This window comes from Nocardioides sp. 503 (assembly GCF_004522095.1).
In the GTDB taxonomy this organism is placed as follows: domain Bacteria; phylum Actinomycetota; class Actinomycetes; order Propionibacteriales; family Nocardioidaceae; genus Nocardioides.
Genome location: NZ_SPUI01000012.1, coordinates 1 through 16373 on the forward strand (window position 1 = coordinate 1; position 16373 = coordinate 16373).

The 16373-nt window shown below is 73.1% G+C and carries 13 protein-coding genes and 1 rRNA gene; 12 read left to right on the forward strand and 2 right to left on the reverse strand.

Annotation, left to right across the window (positions count from 1 at the left end; translation table 11 throughout):
• Positions 1-180: 180 nt before the first annotated feature.
• Both rrf and E4622_RS21840 read left to right on the forward strand, forming a co-directional pair.
• Positions 181-297 (forward strand): 5S ribosomal RNA (rrf, locus tag E4622_RS21835).
• A 176-nt stretch (positions 298-473) separates the two neighbouring features.
• Positions 474-848 carry a single-stranded DNA-binding protein gene (locus tag E4622_RS21840; RefSeq protein WP_134742350.1) on the forward strand — a complete coding sequence of 125 codons (375 nt, stop codon included), beginning with the start codon at positions 474-476 and terminating at the stop codon, positions 846-848.
• On the opposite strand, the gene E4622_RS21845 is transcribed toward E4622_RS21840, so the two are convergent.
• A complete protein-coding gene (locus E4622_RS21845; RefSeq protein ID WP_134742351.1) occupies positions 823-1947 on the reverse strand; it encodes a DUF1015 family protein in 1125 nt (374 codons plus the stop codon). The genes E4622_RS21840 and E4622_RS21845 overlap by 26 nt on opposite strands.
• A gap of 48 nt (positions 1948-1995) precedes the next feature.
• Here E4622_RS21845 and E4622_RS21850 point away from each other — a divergent pair, with 48 nt between their 5' ends.
• The 6 genes from E4622_RS21850 (at position 1996) to E4622_RS21875 (ending at position 8554) form a co-directional block, all read left to right on the forward strand.
• Positions 1996-2991, forward strand: a complete 996-nt coding sequence (locus tag E4622_RS21850) for an HAD-IIA family hydrolase (protein ID WP_134742352.1) — start codon at positions 1996-1998, stop codon at positions 2989-2991.
• 69 nt (positions 2992-3060) lie between these two features.
• Positions 3061-3288 (forward strand): hypothetical protein, encoded by a 228-nt coding sequence (locus tag E4622_RS21855; protein ID WP_134742353.1) that lies wholly within the window; start codon positions 3061-3063, stop codon positions 3286-3288.
• 9 nt (positions 3289-3297) lie between these two features.
• The gene (locus E4622_RS21860) at positions 3298-4143 is read left to right on the forward strand and encodes a TlyA family RNA methyltransferase (RefSeq protein WP_134742354.1); all 846 of its coding nucleotides are present in this window, start codon (positions 3298-3300) and stop codon (positions 4141-4143) included.
• Entirely contained in the window at positions 4140-5087 is a 948-nt protein-coding gene (locus tag E4622_RS21865; RefSeq protein ID WP_134742355.1) for an NAD kinase, read from the forward strand. The genes E4622_RS21860 and E4622_RS21865 overlap by 4 nt, the downstream gene beginning before the upstream one ends.
• On the forward strand, positions 5084-6832 hold the full coding sequence (gene recN, locus E4622_RS21870; RefSeq protein WP_134742356.1) for a DNA repair protein RecN: 1749 nt from the start codon (positions 5084-5086) through the stop codon (positions 6830-6832). The genes E4622_RS21865 and recN overlap by 4 nt, the downstream gene beginning before the upstream one ends.
• 30 nt (positions 6833-6862) lie before the next feature.
• Entirely contained in the window at positions 6863-8554 is a 1692-nt protein-coding gene (locus E4622_RS21875) for a CTP synthase (protein WP_134742357.1), read from the forward strand.
• Positions 8555-8584: 30 nt separating this feature from the next.
• On the opposite strand, the gene pepN is transcribed toward E4622_RS21875, so the two are convergent.
• The gene (pepN, locus tag E4622_RS21880; protein ID WP_134742358.1) at positions 8585-11023 is read right to left on the reverse strand and encodes an aminopeptidase N; all 2439 of its coding nucleotides are present in this window, start codon (positions 11021-11023) and stop codon (positions 8585-8587) included.
• 23 nt (positions 11024-11046) lie between these two features.
• Here pepN and E4622_RS21885 point away from each other — a divergent pair, with 23 nt between their 5' ends.
• The 4 genes from E4622_RS21885 to E4622_RS21900 are packed head-to-tail and all read left to right on the forward strand — an operon-like array spanning position 11047 to position 16372.
• Positions 11047-11673: an NUDIX hydrolase gene (locus tag E4622_RS21885; RefSeq protein ID WP_134742359.1), complete on the forward strand. Its 627-nt coding sequence runs from the start codon at positions 11047-11049 to the stop codon at positions 11671-11673.
• Positions 11674-11722: 49 nt separating this feature from the next.
• Positions 11723-12838, forward strand: a complete 1116-nt coding sequence (gene ald, locus E4622_RS21890; protein ID WP_134742360.1) for an alanine dehydrogenase — start codon at positions 11723-11725, stop codon at positions 12836-12838.
• Position 12839: 1 nt separating this feature from the next.
• A complete protein-coding gene (xerD, locus tag E4622_RS21895; RefSeq protein ID WP_134742361.1) occupies positions 12840-13805 on the forward strand; it encodes a site-specific tyrosine recombinase XerD in 966 nt (321 codons plus the stop codon).
• A complete protein-coding gene (locus E4622_RS21900) occupies positions 13805-16372 on the forward strand; it encodes a DEAD/DEAH box helicase (protein ID WP_134742362.1) in 2568 nt (855 codons plus the stop codon). Before xerD ends, E4622_RS21900 begins: the two co-directional genes overlap by 1 nt.
• Position 16373: the final 1 nt, after the last annotated feature.

A 16373-nucleotide genomic window follows, 5' to 3' on the forward strand; every position in this document is an offset into this window, starting at 1 on the left:
TACTAATAGGCCGAGGGCTTGCCCCACAAACCCTCAACCAAAACCACAAGCACCCACTGCGTGCACGCGTCCACTACAAGACCACCCCACCACCCGGGGAACACGGTCACCACACCCCCCTCACAAAGAGGTCGCTGGTGAGCCGGTATCACCCCGGGCGGCATACTGGGGTCATAGAGTTACGGCGGCCATAGCGGCAGGGAAACACCCGGACCCATCCCGAACCCGGAAGTTAAGCCTGCCAGCGCCAATGGTACTGCAACCGAGAGGCTGTGGGAGAGTAGGACGCCGCCGGACAAACACCTCAGCAGGGCCATCCATTCGTGGGTGGCCCTGTTGCATTGGTGCGCCTGAGCAATGCGCCGGCAAGCTTCCACAGAGGCCCGTTCCGGCACCTGTCGTCCCCAGCCGCCGGTGCGCCGGGCCCCGGATGTCCCCGCCCTCCCCGAGTCTGGCTCGTGGAGGTGATGCGCATGTCAGCGCAGACGACGGAGACCGACGTGGAGGTCGCCAACGAGGTACGGCTGGTCGGACGGGTCTCGCAGGAGCCCGAGCTCAAGGAGATGCCCAGCGGGGACACGGTGTGGGTGTTCCGGGTGGTGGTGGCGCGTCCACCGGCGGCGGTGCGGCCCCACCAGACGGTGGACGCGCTCGAGTGCTGCGCGTGGAACGGCCGGGCCAAGCGCTCGGTCGCGTCCTGGCACGCCGGCGACCTGGTGGCCGTCGAGGGCAGCCTGAGGAGACGCTTCTTCCGGGCAGGCGGTGGTGCGGCCTCGCGCGTGGAGGTGGAGGTGAGTGCCGGACGGCTGGTCAGGCGCGCCGTCAGTCCTCGCGAAGAGAGCGGATGAGCACACCCAGGCTCGGCTTGGGCTGGAACGACGTGGCCTTCTCCGGCAGCAGCCGGTCGTCGCGCACGATCCGCAGCACCCGGTCGACCAGCGGCGCCGGCATCAGCACCGCCACGCCGGTGTCGGGCGCCACCTGTGCCAGCGCGTCCTCGGCCGTGTGGTGGTAGCGGATGTCGTGGGGGCCGTAGGGGAGGGCCGGGATCAGCTGGTCGTGCAGCAGCTGCACGGCGGTGCGGTCCGGTGGGACAGAGAGCGTGACCACCGCCCAACGGTCGTTGTCGGTGACGACCAGGTGGTCGGGGTCGAGGGCGGCCACGGCGACGGCGGCGGTGGTCTCCTCCACGCCCATGCCGGCCCCGGCCGCCGCTGCCACGACGTCGTCCACGGACGTGCCGGTCAGCACCCGGTGGATGGCACCGAGGAAGAGCGGAGTGTCCTCCTGGTCGACGAGCATGGCCAGGCCGTAGTCGCTGCCGGTGCCGGGGTTGCGCAGGTGCTGCCGCAGGTAGGCCGCGTAGCGGTGGTGCCCGTCGGCGATCAGCGCGGTCTCGTCCGCCAGCTGCGCCGCGATCGCCGCCAGCTCCTCGGGGTCCCGGATCGGCCAGATCCGGTGCTGCTGCTCATTGCGGTCGACGAAGTCATGCTCGGGGGCGCGCTCCTGCACCGCGGCGAGCAGCGCACGCAGGGGCGCCGGACCCCGGTGCACGAGGAGGATGGGTGCCGGGTTCAGCTGCATCTCCGACATCCGGTCGGCGAGGTCATCGGCCTGCGCGGGGTAGATCCCCTCGTGGGGCAGGATCGCGCGCTCCTCCGCGCGGCTCGCGCGACGCGAGACGTCGAGCAGCCCGACGAGTCCGCGGATGGTGATGCCGGCGGCGGTGTACTCGTGCAGGTACAGCGCGGGCTCGCTGTCCTGGGTCATCTGACCCTGGCTGCGCCACCTCTCCAGCCGGGCGGAGACGTCGCGGTAGGGGCGGGCGAAGGCACGCGCGGAGCTGGGTGCGCCGATGCGCGAGGGGGCCAGCATCATCGCGCGGAACGGCAGCAGCCGCAGGGGACCCCCGACGTACGGAGGGGTGACCACGGCGCTGGACTCCATCGGGGCATCGTAGGGTGCCCGGACCAGCCCACCGTGCCAGGAGGCACCATGCTCGGCGAGTCCGACACCGACCTGTCCACCGCCTACGACCTGGCGATGCTGGACCTCGACGGCGTGGTCTACATCGGCGGCGAGGCCGTGCCCGGCGCCCCGGCCCACCTCGACGCGGTGCGCGAGGCCGGCATGCGGCTCGCCTTCGTGACCAACAACGCCGCCCGGCCGCCCGGGGCGGTCGCGACCCACCTGCGCGAGCTCGGCGTGACCGCCGACCCCGAGGACGTCGTCACCTCCGCCCAGGCGGCGGCGCGGGTGCTCGTCGACCGGCTGGGCACGGGCGCCCGGGTCGTCCTGCTCGGCGCGGCCGGCCTGGAGGAGGCACTGGCGGCCGAGGGCCTGGTCGCCACCGACGTCGAGGACGAGGACGCCCAGGCGCTGGTGACCGGCTACGGGCCCGAGGTGCGGTGGCGCCACATCATGCGCGCGGCCGTGCGGGTCCGCGACGGGCTGTGGTGGGTGGCGAGCAACGCCGACTACACGATCCCCACCGCCTACGGCGTCGCCCCCGGACACGGGGTGCTCGTCGAGACCCTCGCCCGCTTCACCGGCGTGGACCCGGTCGTGGCCGGCAAGCCCCAGCGTCCGCTGCTGGACGAGACCGTGCGCAGGGTCGGGGGGCGACGCCCGCTCATGGTCGGCGACCGGCTGGACACCGACATCGAGGGCGCCCGCAACGCCGGCATCGACTCCCTGCTGGTGCTGACCGGCGTCACCGGCCTGCCCGAGCTGGTCGCCGCCGGGGAGGGCGAGCGCCCGACGTACGTCTCCCGCGACCTGGGCGGGCTGCTCCGCCCCCACGAGTCGCCGACGGGGGACGACGGCGGCTGGGCGCTCGGCGGCTGGCGCGCCACCGTCGCCGACGACCGACTCGAGGTGACGGGCTCGGGCGACCCGGAGGCCTGGTGGGCCGTCGTGGCGACGGCCGCCTGGGCCCACGTCGACGGCGGCGGCGCGGTGCCGGCCACCGACGCGCTGACGGCACCGTGACGCCGACGGGCACGGCGCCGAGCGTGCCGCTGGCGGCCGTCGAGGGCGGCCCCCGGTAGCCTCGGGACCATGACGCAGGAGCCGGCACCCGCAGCCCACGAGGCGCACGACGACGTGGCCGAGTCCCTTCCGGACGAGGAGCGCGTGCGCACCGGCGAGGAGCGGGTCGACTCCGTCGTGGCCGCGATCGAGCAGCTGCGCGACCGCCCGGTGGACGAGCACGTCGCCGCCTTCGAGCAGGCCCACGACGAGCTGCGCCGAGCCCTCGACGACGTCCCGCCGCAAGACCCGGCGTAGGGCCACCGCATGCCACCGCGCCGCCTGCGGCTCGATGCGGAGCTCGTACGCCGGGGCCTGGCCCGTAGCCGTGAGCACGCCAGCGAGCTGATCGCCGGCGGCCGCGTGAAGGTGTCCGGGTCCGTGGCCGGCAAGCCCGCGACCGGGGTCACGACCGACGTCGCGATCGTCGTCGTCGACGACCCCGACCGCCCCGACTACGCCTCCCGCGGCGGCCACAAGCTGGCCGGGGCCCTGGCGGCGTTCGGCCCGCAGGGGCTGGTGGTCGAGGGTCGCCGCTGCCTGGACGCCGGCGCGTCGACGGGCGGCTTCACCGACGTGCTGCTGCGGGCCGGGGCCGCCCAGGTGGTGGCGGTCGACGTCGGCTACGGCCAGCTGGTGTGGCGCCTGCAGAAGGACGAGCGGGTCGTCGTCCACGACCGCACCAACGTCCGTGAGCTCACGCCCGAGCTCATCGGGGGACCGGTGGACCTCGTGGTCGGCGACCTGTCGTTCATCTCGCTGCCGCTGGTCCTCGACGCGCTCGTGGGCGTCACCCGCCCCGACGGCGACCTGGCGCTGATGGTCAAGCCGCAGTTCGAGGTCGGCAAGGACCGGATCCCCAAGGGGGGCGTCGTGCGCGACCCGGGACTGCGCGCGGAGGCCGTGATCGGCGTGGCCACGGCGGCGGCGGCCCGGGGCTGGGGCGCGGTGCAGGTCGCGACCAGCCCGCTGCCGGGGCCGTCCGGCAACGTGGAGTTCTTCCTGTGGCTGCGGCGCGGGCCGGCGGTGCTGACCGACGACGCCATCCACGCCTGCGTGCAGGAGGCGTCGTCGGGAGCTCCGGGGGTCCCGGGTGAGAGGGTGGACCCGTGACCGACCAGCCCCCCGTGAGACGTGTCCTCGTGCTCGCCCACACCGGGCGGGAGGCGGCGCGTGAGGTCGCCCTCGAGTTCTGCCAGGGGCTCACCGGGCACGGCATCGTGGTGCGCCTGCTGGCCGGCGAGGCCGCCGACCTCGGGCTGGACCCCTCCGACTACGAGCCGCGCATCGAGCTGACCGAGTCCGAGAGCGACGCCAGCCGCGACTGCGAGCTCACGCTCGTGATCGGCGGCGACGGCTCGATCCTGCGGGCGGTGGAGCTCACCTACGCCAGCCAGACGCCGGTGCTCGGGGTCAACCTGGGCCACGTGGGGTTCCTGGCCGAGGCCGAGCAGGACGACGTCGACTCGACCCTCGCGGCGATCGTGGCACGCGACTACGCCACCGAGGACCGGATGACGCTCGACGTCCGCGTCTACCGCGACGGCGAGCTCGTGACGAGCACCTTCGCCGTCAACGAGGCCAGCGTCGAGAAGGCCGCGCGCCAGCGGATGCTCGAGGTGGTGCTCGGCATCGACGGCCGTCCTCTGTCCCGCTGGGGATGCGACGGCGTCGTGTGTGCCACCCCCACCGGCTCGACCGCCTACAACTTCAGCGCCGGCGGGCCCATCGTGTGGCCCAGCGTCGAGGCGATGTGCATCGTGCCGCTGAGCGCCCACGCCCTGTTCTCCCGACCCATGGTGGTCGCGCCGACCTCGGTCATCGCGATCGAGGTCCTGGCCCGCACCGACGGCGCCGGGGTGCTGTGGTGCGACGGTCGCCGCACCGTCGACCTGCCGCCCGGCGCGCGGATCGAGGTGCGGCGCGGCACCCAGCCCGTGCGGCTGGTGCGGCTGCACGAGGCGCCGTTCACCGACCGGCTCGTGGCCAAGTTCGGTCTCCCGGTCGAGGGCTGGCGTGGCAACGCCGAGCGCCGCCGGCGGGGTGAGGACACGTGATCGAGGAGATCCGCATCGGCTCGCTCGGCGTCATCGACGCCTCCGCGCTCGAGCTCGGGCCGGGCCTGACCGTCATCACCGGCGAGACCGGCGCCGGCAAGACCATGATCGTGACCGCCCTCGGGCTGCTCCTGGGTGGGCGGGCCGACAGCGGTGCGGTCCGCACCGGCGCCAAAACCGCCCGCGTCGAGGGTGTCGTCACGGTCAGCGACGTCCGAGGGCTGGCCGAGGCCGTGGAGCTGGCCGGGGGAGTCGTCGAGGACGACCGCGTCGTGCTGGCCCGCAACGTCTCGGCCGAGGGCCGCTCGCGCGCCTTCGTCGGTGGGGCCTCCGTTCCCGTCGCGACCCTGTCCGAGGTGGCGCAGCCGCTGGTCGCCGTCCACGGGCAGTCCGACCAGCACCGGCTCCTGCAGGCCCGCGCCCAGCGCGACGCGCTCGACCGGTTCGGTGGCGCCAAGCTGGCCAAGTCCTCGGCCGCCTACGCCGCCCTCCACGACCGGCTCGAGGTCGTCGAGGCCGAGCTGGTGGAGGTCGTGGCGACGGCGCGTGAGCGCGCGCGGGAGGCCGACCTGCTCCGCTTCGGGCTGGAGGAGGTCGAGGCCGTCTCGCCCGAGCCGGGCGAGGACGCCGTCCTGGCGTCGGAGGAGTCCCGGTTGGGCTTCGCCGACACCCTGCGCGCTGCGGCCGAGACCGCCCGCGAGGCGCTCAGCAGCGAGGAGGAGGCCCCCGACGCCCTGGCGACCACCTCGGCCGCCCGGATCGCCCTCGACGGCGTCCGCGAGCACGACCCCGAGGCCGGCGGGCTCGCCGACCGCCTGGCGGAGGTCACCTACCTGCTCTCCGACGTCGCCGCCGACGTGGCGTCCTACGCCTCGCGCATCGACACCGACCCGGCCCGGCTGGCCGCGGTCTCCGAGCGGCGTGCGGCGCTGACCGCGCTGACCCGCAAGTACGGCGACACCGTCGACGAGGTCCTGGCCTGGGCCCAGGAGTCCTCTGCGCGGCTGCTCGACCTGGACTCGACCGACGACCGCATCGCTGCGCTCAAGGCCCAGCGGGAGTCGCTGCGCGCCGACCTCGCCACGGCCGGCGGCGCTCTCTCCCAGCTGCGGCAGGACGCCGCCCGCCGCCTCGGCAAGCAGGTCACCGAGGAGCTGACCCTGCTCGCGATGCCCGACGCCCGGCTCACGGTCGCCGTCACCCAGGTCGACGGCGAGCCCGCCGAGGGCCGCCGCGCCCCCCTGCGCGTCGGCGAGCGCTGGGTGCGCTACGCCGCCCACGGCATCGACGAGGTCGAGCTGCTGCTCGCGGCCAACACCGGCTCCGAGCCCCGCCCGCTCGGCAAGGGCGCCTCCGGCGGTGAGCTGTCGCGGGTCATGCTCGCGATCGAGGTCGCCCTCGCCGGCACCAGCCCGGTGCCGACGTTCGTCTTCGACGAGGTCGACGCGGGCGTCGGCGGCGCCGCGGCGGTGGAGGTGGGCCGACGGCTCGCCCAGCTCGCCCAGACCGCCCAGGTGCTCGTCGTGACCCACCTGCCGCAGGTCGCCGCCTACGCCGACCGCCACGTCGTGGTCGAGAAGTCCAGCGACGGCTCGGTCACCAGCTCGGGCCTCACGGTGCTCGACGACGCGGCCCGCGAGCGCGAGCTGTCGCGCATGCTCGCCGGGCTCACCGACTCCGACACGGCCCTGGCCCACGCCCGCGAGCTGCTCGACGTGGCGCAGTCGGCGCGTGGACGCAGGTAGTTCGCGGATTCTGGGATAGCCTGGTCATCCGTGAAGAGCCCCACGCCCACCAAGCACGTATTCGTCACCGGAGGCGTCGCCTCCTCGCTCGGCAAGGGCCTCACGGCTTCGAGCCTCGGCCGGCTGCTGCGCTCGCGCGGGCTGCGGGTCACCATGCAGAAGCTCGACCCCTACCTCAACGTCGACCCCGGGACGATGAACCCCTTCCAGCACGGGGAGGTGTTCGTCACCAACGACGGCGCCGAGACCGACCTGGACATCGGTCACTACGAGCGGTTCCTCGACACCGACCTGGGCCAGATCGCCAACGTCACGACGGGGCAGGTCTACTCCAGCGTCATCGCCAAGGAGCGTCGCGGCGACTACCTCGGCGACACCGTCCAGGTGATCCCGCACATCACCAACGAGATCAAGGACCGCGTCCTGGCCATGGGCCTGGGCACCGGCGAGGACGCCGTGGACGTGGTGATCACCGAGGTCGGCGGCACCGTCGGCGACATCGAGTCGCTGCCGTTCCTCGAGGCGGCGCGCCAGGTCCGCCACGACATCGGCCGTGACAACTGCTTCTTCCTCCATGTCTCCCTCGTGCCCTACATCGGGCCGTCCGGCGAGCTGAAGACCAAGCCGACCCAGCACTCCGTCGCCGCGCTGCGCCAGGTCGGCATCCAGCCCGACGCGATCGTGTGCCGCGCCGACCGCGAGCTGCCCTCGTCGATCAAGAAGAAGATCTCGATGATGTGCGACGTCGACGAGGAGGCCGTGGTCACCGCGGCCGACGCCCCGTCGATCTACGACATCCCCAAGGTTCTGCACCGCGAGGGACTCGATGCCTACGTCGTACGCCGCCTCGACCTGCCCTTCCGCGACGTCGACTGGACGATATGGGACGACCTGCTCCGCCGGGTGCACCACCCGAAGGAGGACGTCACGATCGCGCTGGTCGGCAAGTACATCGACCTGCCCGACGCCTACCTCTCGGTCGCCGAGGCGCTGCGGGCCGGCGGCTTCGCCCACGAGGCGAAGGTGCACCTGCGCTGGGTCGCCTCCGACGAGTGCGAGACGCCCGCCGGCGCCCACAAGCACCTCCACGACGTCGACGCGATCTGCGTGCCCGGCGGCTTCGGCGTGCGCGGCATCGAGGGCAAGCTCGGCGCCCTGACCTTCGCGCGCACCCACCGCATCCCCACCCTGGGCCTGTGCCTGGGCCTGCAGTGCATGGTGATCGAGTACGCCCGGTCCGTCGCCGGGCTCGCCAAGGCCGCCTCTACCGAGTTCGACCCCGAGTGCCCCGAGCCGGTCATCGCCACGATGGAGGAGCAGAAGTCCATCGTGGACGGCGCCGGCGACCTGGGCGGCACCATGCGCCTGGGGCTCTACCCCGCCGAGCTCGTGGCCGGCACGGTCGTGCGCGAGGCCTACGGCCAGGCGTCGATCCAGGAGCGGCACCGCCACCGCTACGAGGTCAACAACGCCTACCGCGACCAGCTCTCGGAGGCCGGGCTGGTCTTCTCCGGGACCAACACCGAGCTGGGCCTGGTGGAGTTCGTCGAGCTGCCGCGAGACGTGCACCCCTACTACGTCTCCACGCAGGCCCACCCCGAGCTCCGGTCCCGCCCGACCCGACCGCACCCGCTCTTCGCGGGCCTGGTCGGCGCCGCCATCGAGCGCCAGAAGGAGCTCCGCTTCCCGATCGACGAGAGCCACCTGCGCGACGGGAAGTGACGAGAGCGTCGCTCGACGGCGACCGAGCCCTCAGTCGGTACGCCGCTTGGCGCGCTGCATGCGGGTCAGGGTGTCCCAGCCGGTGAGGATCGTCGAGCGCACGGCCGGCAGCACCTCGGGGGAGTCGGCCGTCGCGCGGCCGCGGCGCAGCAGGTCGTCGTCGGCGACGCTCGGGACCATCGCGCGCATCAGCGACATGATGTCGAGCATGCCGCCCCCGCTGAGCCGCTCCGCCTCGTCGAGGTAGCGCTGGGCGTAGGGGAGTAGGAGCTCGGACTGCCCCGGCTGCCAGAACAGCCCGGCGACCTGGATCACCGCTCCTCCGGCCGGGACCGACCGCCTCTCGAAGAGCTCGGCCCACACCCGGTCCTTGGCCGCCGCGTCCGGCTGCGCGGCGCTCACGCCCAGCACCCGGGCGGAGACGTCCGGGTCGGGGTCCCGCTCGCGCAGCGCCTCGACCGCAGCGGGGTCGTGGGACCCCAGGGCCGCTCGCCTGGCCAGTGCGCGCCAGGCCAGGTCGAGGTCGTCGCCGGCGGCGTCGTCAAGCGCCGCGAGGTGCTCGTCGGTGGTGGCGGACATGGCGAGCGCGCGCAGCGCCGGCTGCCGGTGCTCGCCGCCGGCCAGGGCGAGCGCCGCGTCCGCCAGCCGTCGCTGCCGCTCGGGGACGTCACGGTCGGCGCTCCACCGCGTCACGGTCGCCTGGGCCAGCCCGAGGAACGGCTCCACGAGCGCCGCTGAGCTCTCGCGCTCGAGGACGGCCAGGCAACAGTCCAGGAAGGCCCCGGGGCCGAGCTCGCCCTTGACCAGCATGTCCCAGGCGGTGGTGACGGCGAGCCCGCGCCCCAGAGGTGTGGGCAGGTCGGCGGCCCCGTCGAGCAGGGCCCGGGTGGTCGGCTCGTCGGCTCGGACGGCGGCGAAGGTCAGGTCGTCGTCGTTGACGAGGTAGAGGTCGGCCGCCGGCAGCTCGACCGGCGTGCTGGTGCCGGCGAGCTCGACCGCGACCGAAGCGGTGCGGCGCAGCCCCGAGGCCTCGCGGGTGTAGCAGCCGACGTCGAGGCGGTGCGGTCGCGGTGGCTCGCCGTCGGGCCCCACGGCCTCCACCTGACCGTCGCGCAGGGTCAGGGTGTCGGTGCCGGACCGGTCGAGCCACTCCCGCGTCCAGCCGGAGAGGTCACGGCCGGCCGCGGTCGCCACCGCCCCCATCAGGTCGTCGAGGGTCGTGTTGCCGTAGGCGTGGTCACGGAAGTAGGCGCGCAGCCCCTCCACGAAGGCGTCCTCGCCGACGTAGGCGACCAGCTGCTTGAGGACGCTGGAGCCCTTGACGTAGGTGATCGCGTCGAAGTTGGCCGTGGCGGCGGCCACGTCAGGCACCGCCGCGCGGATGGGGTGCGTCGCGGGGCCCATGTCGTCGCGGTAGCCCTGGGACTTGAAGCGCGCCAGGAAGGCGGCCCAGGCGTCGGCGTACTCGGTGGCCGCGGCCAACGCCCAGTCGGCGGCCCAGGAGGCGAAGGCCTCGTTGAGCCACAGGTCGTCCCACCACCGCATCGTGACGAGGTCGCCGAACCACTGGTGGGCCATCTCGTGCAGCAGCACGTTGGCGGTGCGGATGCGCTCGGTGTACGTCGGCGCCGAGCGGGGCACCAGGTTGTCGCCCCAGGTGACGCAGCCCCAGTTCTCCATCGCGCCGCCCATGTCGGGGACGAAGACCTGGTCGTAGCGCCGCTGCGGGAACGGCGAGCCGAAGCGCTCCCCGAAGAACGCGAGCCCCTGCCCGGTCACGGTGAACAGCTCCTCGGCCTCGCGCTCGAAGACCGGGCGCAGCGACCGGCGGCAGTAGAGGCCCAGGTCGTAGCCGGCGCGCTCGCTGCGCTGCTCGTGGAAGGGCCCGGCGTTGACCACCACGACGTACGTCGACAGCGGCGGCGTGTCCGGGAAGCGCCAGGTGCGGGCGTCGTCGGTCGGCTCGATCGCGTCGGGACCGCAGTTGGACAGGACCGTCCACGACGCCGGGGCGTGGACGGTGAACGCGTGCGGCGCCTTGAGGTCGGGCTGGTCGAAGCAGGCCCAGGCCCGGCGCGCCTCGTCGGGCTCGAAGGAGGTCCAGAAGTAGACGAGCCCGTCGCTCGGGTCGACCGTGCGGAGCATGCCGGCGCCGGTCCCGGTGTCGGACTGGGTGGCGGAGACGACCAGGACGTTGTGCTCGGCCAGGTCGCTCAGCACGATCCGGCCACCGCTCGCCGTCGACAGGTCGAGCCCGACCCCGTTGAGGGTGGCGCGGCTCGCCTCCGCGACGCAGTCGACGAAGGTCTCGGCCCCGGGCTCGCGGCAGGTGAAGGTCACCGTCGACGTCGACGCGAGCACCTCACCCTCCAGCAGGCCGCGCAGGTCGACCTCGATGTCGTAGCGCTCCACCGAGATCAGCGCCGCCCGCTCGGCTGCCTCGTCCATGGTCAGGCTCGTCGCGTCCATCCCGTCACGGTAGCGTCCGAGGCATGCCCAGCGACCCCCACGCAGCCACCACCGGCCCGCTCGGCGACAGCGAGGAGACGTGGCCCGTGGCGGCCACCCGTGACCTGCACCGCGACGACTGGGTCGTCGCGCTGCGGCGCGACGAGGTCCGGCTGCCGGGCGACGAGGACGGCCCGACGTTCGGCCGGCTGGTGCTGGAGCACCCCGGCGCGGTCGTCGTGCTCGCGATCGACGCCGACGAGCGGGTCCTGGTGCTGCTGCAGTACCGCCACCCGGGCCGGCACCGCTTCGTCGAGCTGCCCGCCGGGCTGATCGACAAGGTGGGGGAGGCGCCGGTCGAGGTCGCGCGCCGTGAGCTGCGCGAGGAAGCGGCGCTCGAGGCGGCCGACTGGGCCGACCTGGGCACGGCCTACTCCTCGCCCGGGATCTCCGACGAGCTCATCCACTACTTCGTCGCCCGCGGCCTCACCGAGGTCGACCGCGACTTCGCGCCCGACCACGAGGAGGCGGACATGGAGGCCCGGTGGGTCCCGTTCGCCGAGCTGTACGACGCCGTGCTGGCCGGGCGGGCCCGCGACGCGCCCCTCGCGCTGGCGGTCCTCCTCGCGCACGCGCGCGGGCTCGCCGGCAGCGCCGGCGGCGGGCGATAGTGTCGCCGCGTGGCGTCCTCGCGCCACGTCCTCGACGAAGGAGCTGCAGGTGAAGGTCGGCGTCCCCAAGGAAGTCAAGAACCACGAGTACCGCGTGGCGATCACGCCGGTCGGGGTGCACGAGCTGACCGCTCACGGTCACGAGGTCGTGGTCGAGCGGGACGCCGGGGTGGGGTCCTCGATCCCGGACGAGGCCTACGTCGCGGCCGGGGCCACGATCTCGGACTCCGCGGACGACGTGTGGGGCTCCGCGGAGATGGTGCTCAAGGTCAAGGAGCCGGTCGCGGAGGAGTACCACCGCCTGCGCGAGGGGCTGACGCTGTTCACCTACCTGCACCTGGCGGCGGACAAGCCGCTGACCGAGGCTCTGCTCGCCAGCAAGGTGACTGCGGTCGCCTACGAGACGGTGCAGCTGCCCTCGGGCGGGCTGCCGTTGCTGTACCCGATGTCGGAGGTCGCGGGCTGTCTCGCACCGCAGGTGGGTGCGCACAGCCTGTTGAAGGCGCAGGGTGGTCGTGGGGTGCTGATGGGGGGTGTCGGCGGGGTCGCGAACGCGAAGGTCGTGATCATCGGCGCCGGTGTCTCGGGCCAGAACGCCGCGAACATCGCGCTCGGGATGGGTGCGGACGTGACGTTGCTGGACACCGACCTGGACAAGCTGCGGATGTCGTTCTGGCGTTACAACAACCGGGTCCACGGCCTGGCGTCGTCCAGGCTCACGGTGGAGCAGCAGGTGATGGAGGCTGACATGGTGATCGGTGCGGTCCTGATCCCGGGTGCTGCGGCGCCGAAGCTGGTGTCGAACGAGCTGGTGTCGCGGATGAAGCCGGGTTCGGTGCTGGTCGACATCGCGGTGGACCAGGGTGGGTGCTTCGAGGACACCCGGGCCACCACCCACGACGACCCCACCTACCAGGTGCACGGGTCGACGTTCTACTGCGTGGCGAACATGCCGGGCGCGGTGCCGAACACCTCGACGTATGCGCTGACGAACGCGACGCTGCCCTACACGGTCAAGCTGGCCGACCACGGGTGGGCCGAGGCCAGTCGTCGTGACCACTCGCTCGCGCTGGGCCTCAACACCCACGCCGGCCAGCTCACCAACGCCCCCGTCGGGGAGGCCGTCGGCATCGACGCGGTCACCCTGGAGAGCGTGCTGGGCTGACTTGGCCGCCACGACCGGACCAGGACCCGCGACGTCGACCGGCGACGTCGACCGGGCCGTGCGCACCTACCTCGAGCACCTCTCGGTCGAGAAGGGCCTGGCGACCAACACGCTGACGTCCTACCGGCGCGACCTGCGCCGCTACCGCGCGCACCTCGCGGGCGAGGGCGTGGAGCGCCTGGAGCAGGTCGACGAGGCGACCGTGGCCGGCTTCCTGATGCGGCTGCGCGAGGGCGACGCCGACCACCCGCCGCTGAGCGCGACGTCCGCGGCGCGCACCGTGGTCGCGGTGCGGGGCTTCCACAAGTTCGCCGTGGCCGACGGGCTCGCGACGCTCGACCCGGCCAGCGGCGTCAAGCCGCCCGCCGCGGCGAAGCGGCTGCCCAAGGCGCTGCCGCTCTCCGACGTGGAGGCCATCCTGGAGGCGGCGGGCGCCCCGGGCACCACCCTGGCGCTGCGCGACCGTGCGCTGCTGGAGGTGCTCTACGGCACCGGTGCCCGGATCTCGGAGGCGGTGGGGCTCGACGTCGACGACCTCGACGACGTCGACGGCACGGTCCTGCTGCGCGGCAAGGGCAGCAAGGAGCGGCTGGTGCCGATCGGGTCGTTCGCCCGGGAGGCGCTCGCGGCCTACCTCGTGCGGGCGCGCCCCGAGCTGGTCGCGACCGGCTCCGGGGCCGTGGGTGGCGCGCTGTTCCTCAACGCCCGCGGTGGCCGGCTGTCCCGGCAGTCCGCGTGGGCCGTGCTGGCCAAGGCCGCCGACCGCGCCGGGGTCACCCGCGACGTCTCGCCGCACACCATGCGGCACTCCTTCGCGACCCACCTGCTCGACGGCGGCGCCGACGTGCGTGTCGTGCAGGAGCTGCTCGGGCACGCGTCGGTGACCACGACGCAGGTCTACACGCTGGTCACCGTCGACAACCTGCGCGAGGTCTTCGCCACCGCGCACCCGCGGGCGCGCGACTGATGGCGCGCACCCTCGACCCGGACAAGGTCTACGACGAGATCACCACCTGGGCGGCCGGGGAGGGCCTCGAGCTCTACCCGCACCAGGACGAGGCCGTCATCGAGCTGCTGGGCGGCAGCAACGTCGTCCTGGCGACGCCCACCGGCTCGGGCAAGTCGCTCGTCGCGATCGGCGCGCACATGGCGGCGCTCGCCGACGACCGGGTGAGCTTCTACACCGCGCCGATCAAGGCGCTGGTGAGCGAGAAGTTCTTCGCCCTCTGCGGGGTCTTCGGCGCCGAGAACGTCGGCATGCTCACCGGCGACGCCTCGGTCAACGTCGACGCCCCCATCATCTGCTGCACCGCGGAGGTCCTCGCCAACATCGCGCTGCGCGAGGGGGCGTCGGCCGACGTGGGGCTCGTCGTGATGGACGAGTTCCACTACTACGCCGAGCCCGACCGCGGCTGGGCCTGGCAGGTGCCGCTCCTGACCCTGCCGCACGCGCAGTTCCTGCTGATGTCGGCCACCCTCGGCGACGTCACGGAGATCGCCGAGGACCTGAGCCGGCGCACCGGGCGGGAGACCGCGATCGTCGACGACGCCGAGCGGCCGGTGCCGCTGTCCTTCGAGTGGGCGCTGACGCCGCTCGACGACACCGTGCAGCGGCTCGTGGAGGAGCGGCAGGCGCCCGTCTACGTCGTGCACTTCACCCAGAAGGACGCCGTCGAGCACGCCACCAGCCTGCTGTCGCCGAGCTCGGCCATCGGCAAGGTCAGCGAGGCCGACAAGGAGGCGATCGCCGCCACCATCGGGGCCTTCCGCTTCGGGGCCGGCTTCGGGAAGACGCTCTCCAAGATGGTGCGCCGGGGGGTCGGCATCCACCACGCCGGCATGCTCCCGCGCTACCGCCGCCTCGTCGAGCAGCTGGCCCAGGCCGGGCTGCTCACGGTCATCTGCGGCACCGACACCCTCGGCGTCGGCATCAACGTGCCGATCCGCACGGTGCTCTTCAGCGGGCTGGCGAAGTTCGACGGCAGCCGCCAGCGGATCCTGCGCACCCGCGAGTTCCTCCAGATCGCGGGTCGTGCGGGCCGCGCGGGCTTCGACACCGCCGGCTACGTCGTCGTGCAGGCGCCCGAGCACGTCATCGAGAACGACAGGGCACGCAAGAAGTCCGACGCCAAGAACGCGTCGATGAGCGCCGAGAAGCAGGCCAAGAAGAAGAGCAAGCCGCAGCTGAGGAAGCCCCCCGAGGGCATGGTCGTGTGGACCGAGCAGACCTTCGACAAGCTCGTCAACGGCGAGTCCGAGCGGCTGCAGTCGCGCATGAAGGTCGACAACGCGATGCTCGTCAACGTCCTGGCCCGCGAGGAGGACGCGTTCCCGGTCCTGCGCAGCCTGCTGACGGACAACCACGAGGACCGCCGCGGCCAGCTGCGGCTCAGCCGGCGCGCGCTGCGCCTGGTGCGCAGCCTGCTGCGCTCCGGGACCGTCACCCGCCTCGAGGAGCCCGACGAGTTCGGGCGCCGCTACGTCCTCACCGTCGACCTGCCCGAGGACTTCGCCCTCAACCAGCCGCTGGCGCACTTCGCGCTCGCCGCCCTCGACGTGCTCGACCCCGAGAGCGAGACCTACACCCTGGACATCGTCTCGGTGATGGAGTCCGTGCTCGACTCGCCCCGCCAGGTCCTGTTCGCCCAGCAGCGCGCGGCGCGGGGGGTCGCGATCGGCGAGATGAAGGCCGACGGCATCGAGTACGACGAGCGGATGCTGCTGCTCGACGCCATCACCTGGCCCCAGCCGCTCGCCGAGATGCTCGAGGGCGTCTACGAGATCTACCGCGGCACCCACCCCTGGCTGCGCGAGGACGCGCTCGACCCCAAGTCGATCGTCCGGGAGATGTACGAGCAGGGGATGGGGTTCACCGACTTCGTGGGTCGCTACGAGCTGGCGCGGTCCGAGGGGCTGGTGCTGCGCTACCTCACCGACGCCTACCGGACGCTGCGCCAGACCGTGCCCGAGGCGCACCGCACCCCCGAGCTCGACGACCTCGTCGAGTGGCTGGGGGAGACGGTGCGCCAGACCGACTCCTCGCTGCTCGACGAGTGGGAGGCGCTCTCCGACCCCGAGCAGGTCGCGAAGGCGCTCGCCGAGGGCACCCCGCCGCCCATGAACCGGCCGATCTCCGCGCAGGAGCGGCCCTTCGCGATCATGATCCGCAACGCGATGTTCCGTCGGGTGGAGCTGGTCGCCCGCGACGACCTCGACGGCCTGATGGCCGTCGAGCGCGCCGCCGCGGACCGCACGGACCCGCCCGGCGAGGTGCTGATGACCCGCTCGGCCTGGGACGCGGCGATCGAGGAGTACTACGCCGAGCACGACACCGTCGACTTCGGCCCGGACGCGCGCGGCCCGCAGCTGCTCGCCGTCCAGCGCACCGGACGGCGCTGGGAGGTCCGCCAGACCATCCACGACCCCGCGGGCGACCACGACTGGGTGATCGAGGCCGTGGTCGACCTGGACGTCTCCGACGAGCTGGGCGAGCTGGCGCTGACCACCACCGCCATGCGCTGCCTGGGCGACTGAG

Coding starts and splice junctions, on each gene's coding strand:
- E4622_RS21840 (WP_134742350.1), top strand. CDS start 474: ATGTCAGCGCAGACGACGGAGACCGACGTGGAGGTCGCCAACGAGGTA.
- E4622_RS21845 (WP_134742351.1), bottom strand. CDS start 1,947: ATGGAGTCCAGCGCCGTGGTCACCCCTCCGTACGTCGGGGGTCCCCTG.
- E4622_RS21850 (WP_134742352.1), top strand. CDS start 1,996: ATGCTCGGCGAGTCCGACACCGACCTGTCCACCGCCTACGACCTGGCG.
- E4622_RS21855 (WP_134742353.1), top strand. CDS start 3,061: ATGACGCAGGAGCCGGCACCCGCAGCCCACGAGGCGCACGACGACGTG.
- E4622_RS21860 (WP_134742354.1), top strand. CDS start 3,298: ATGCCACCGCGCCGCCTGCGGCTCGATGCGGAGCTCGTACGCCGGGGC.
- pepN (WP_134742358.1), bottom strand. CDS start 11,023: ATGGACGCGACGAGCCTGACCATGGACGAGGCAGCCGAGCGGGCGGCG.
- E4622_RS21885 (WP_134742359.1), top strand. CDS start 11,047: ATGCCCAGCGACCCCCACGCAGCCACCACCGGCCCGCTCGGCGACAGC.
- E4622_RS21900 (WP_134742362.1), top strand. CDS start 13,805: ATGGCGCGCACCCTCGACCCGGACAAGGTCTACGACGAGATCACCACC.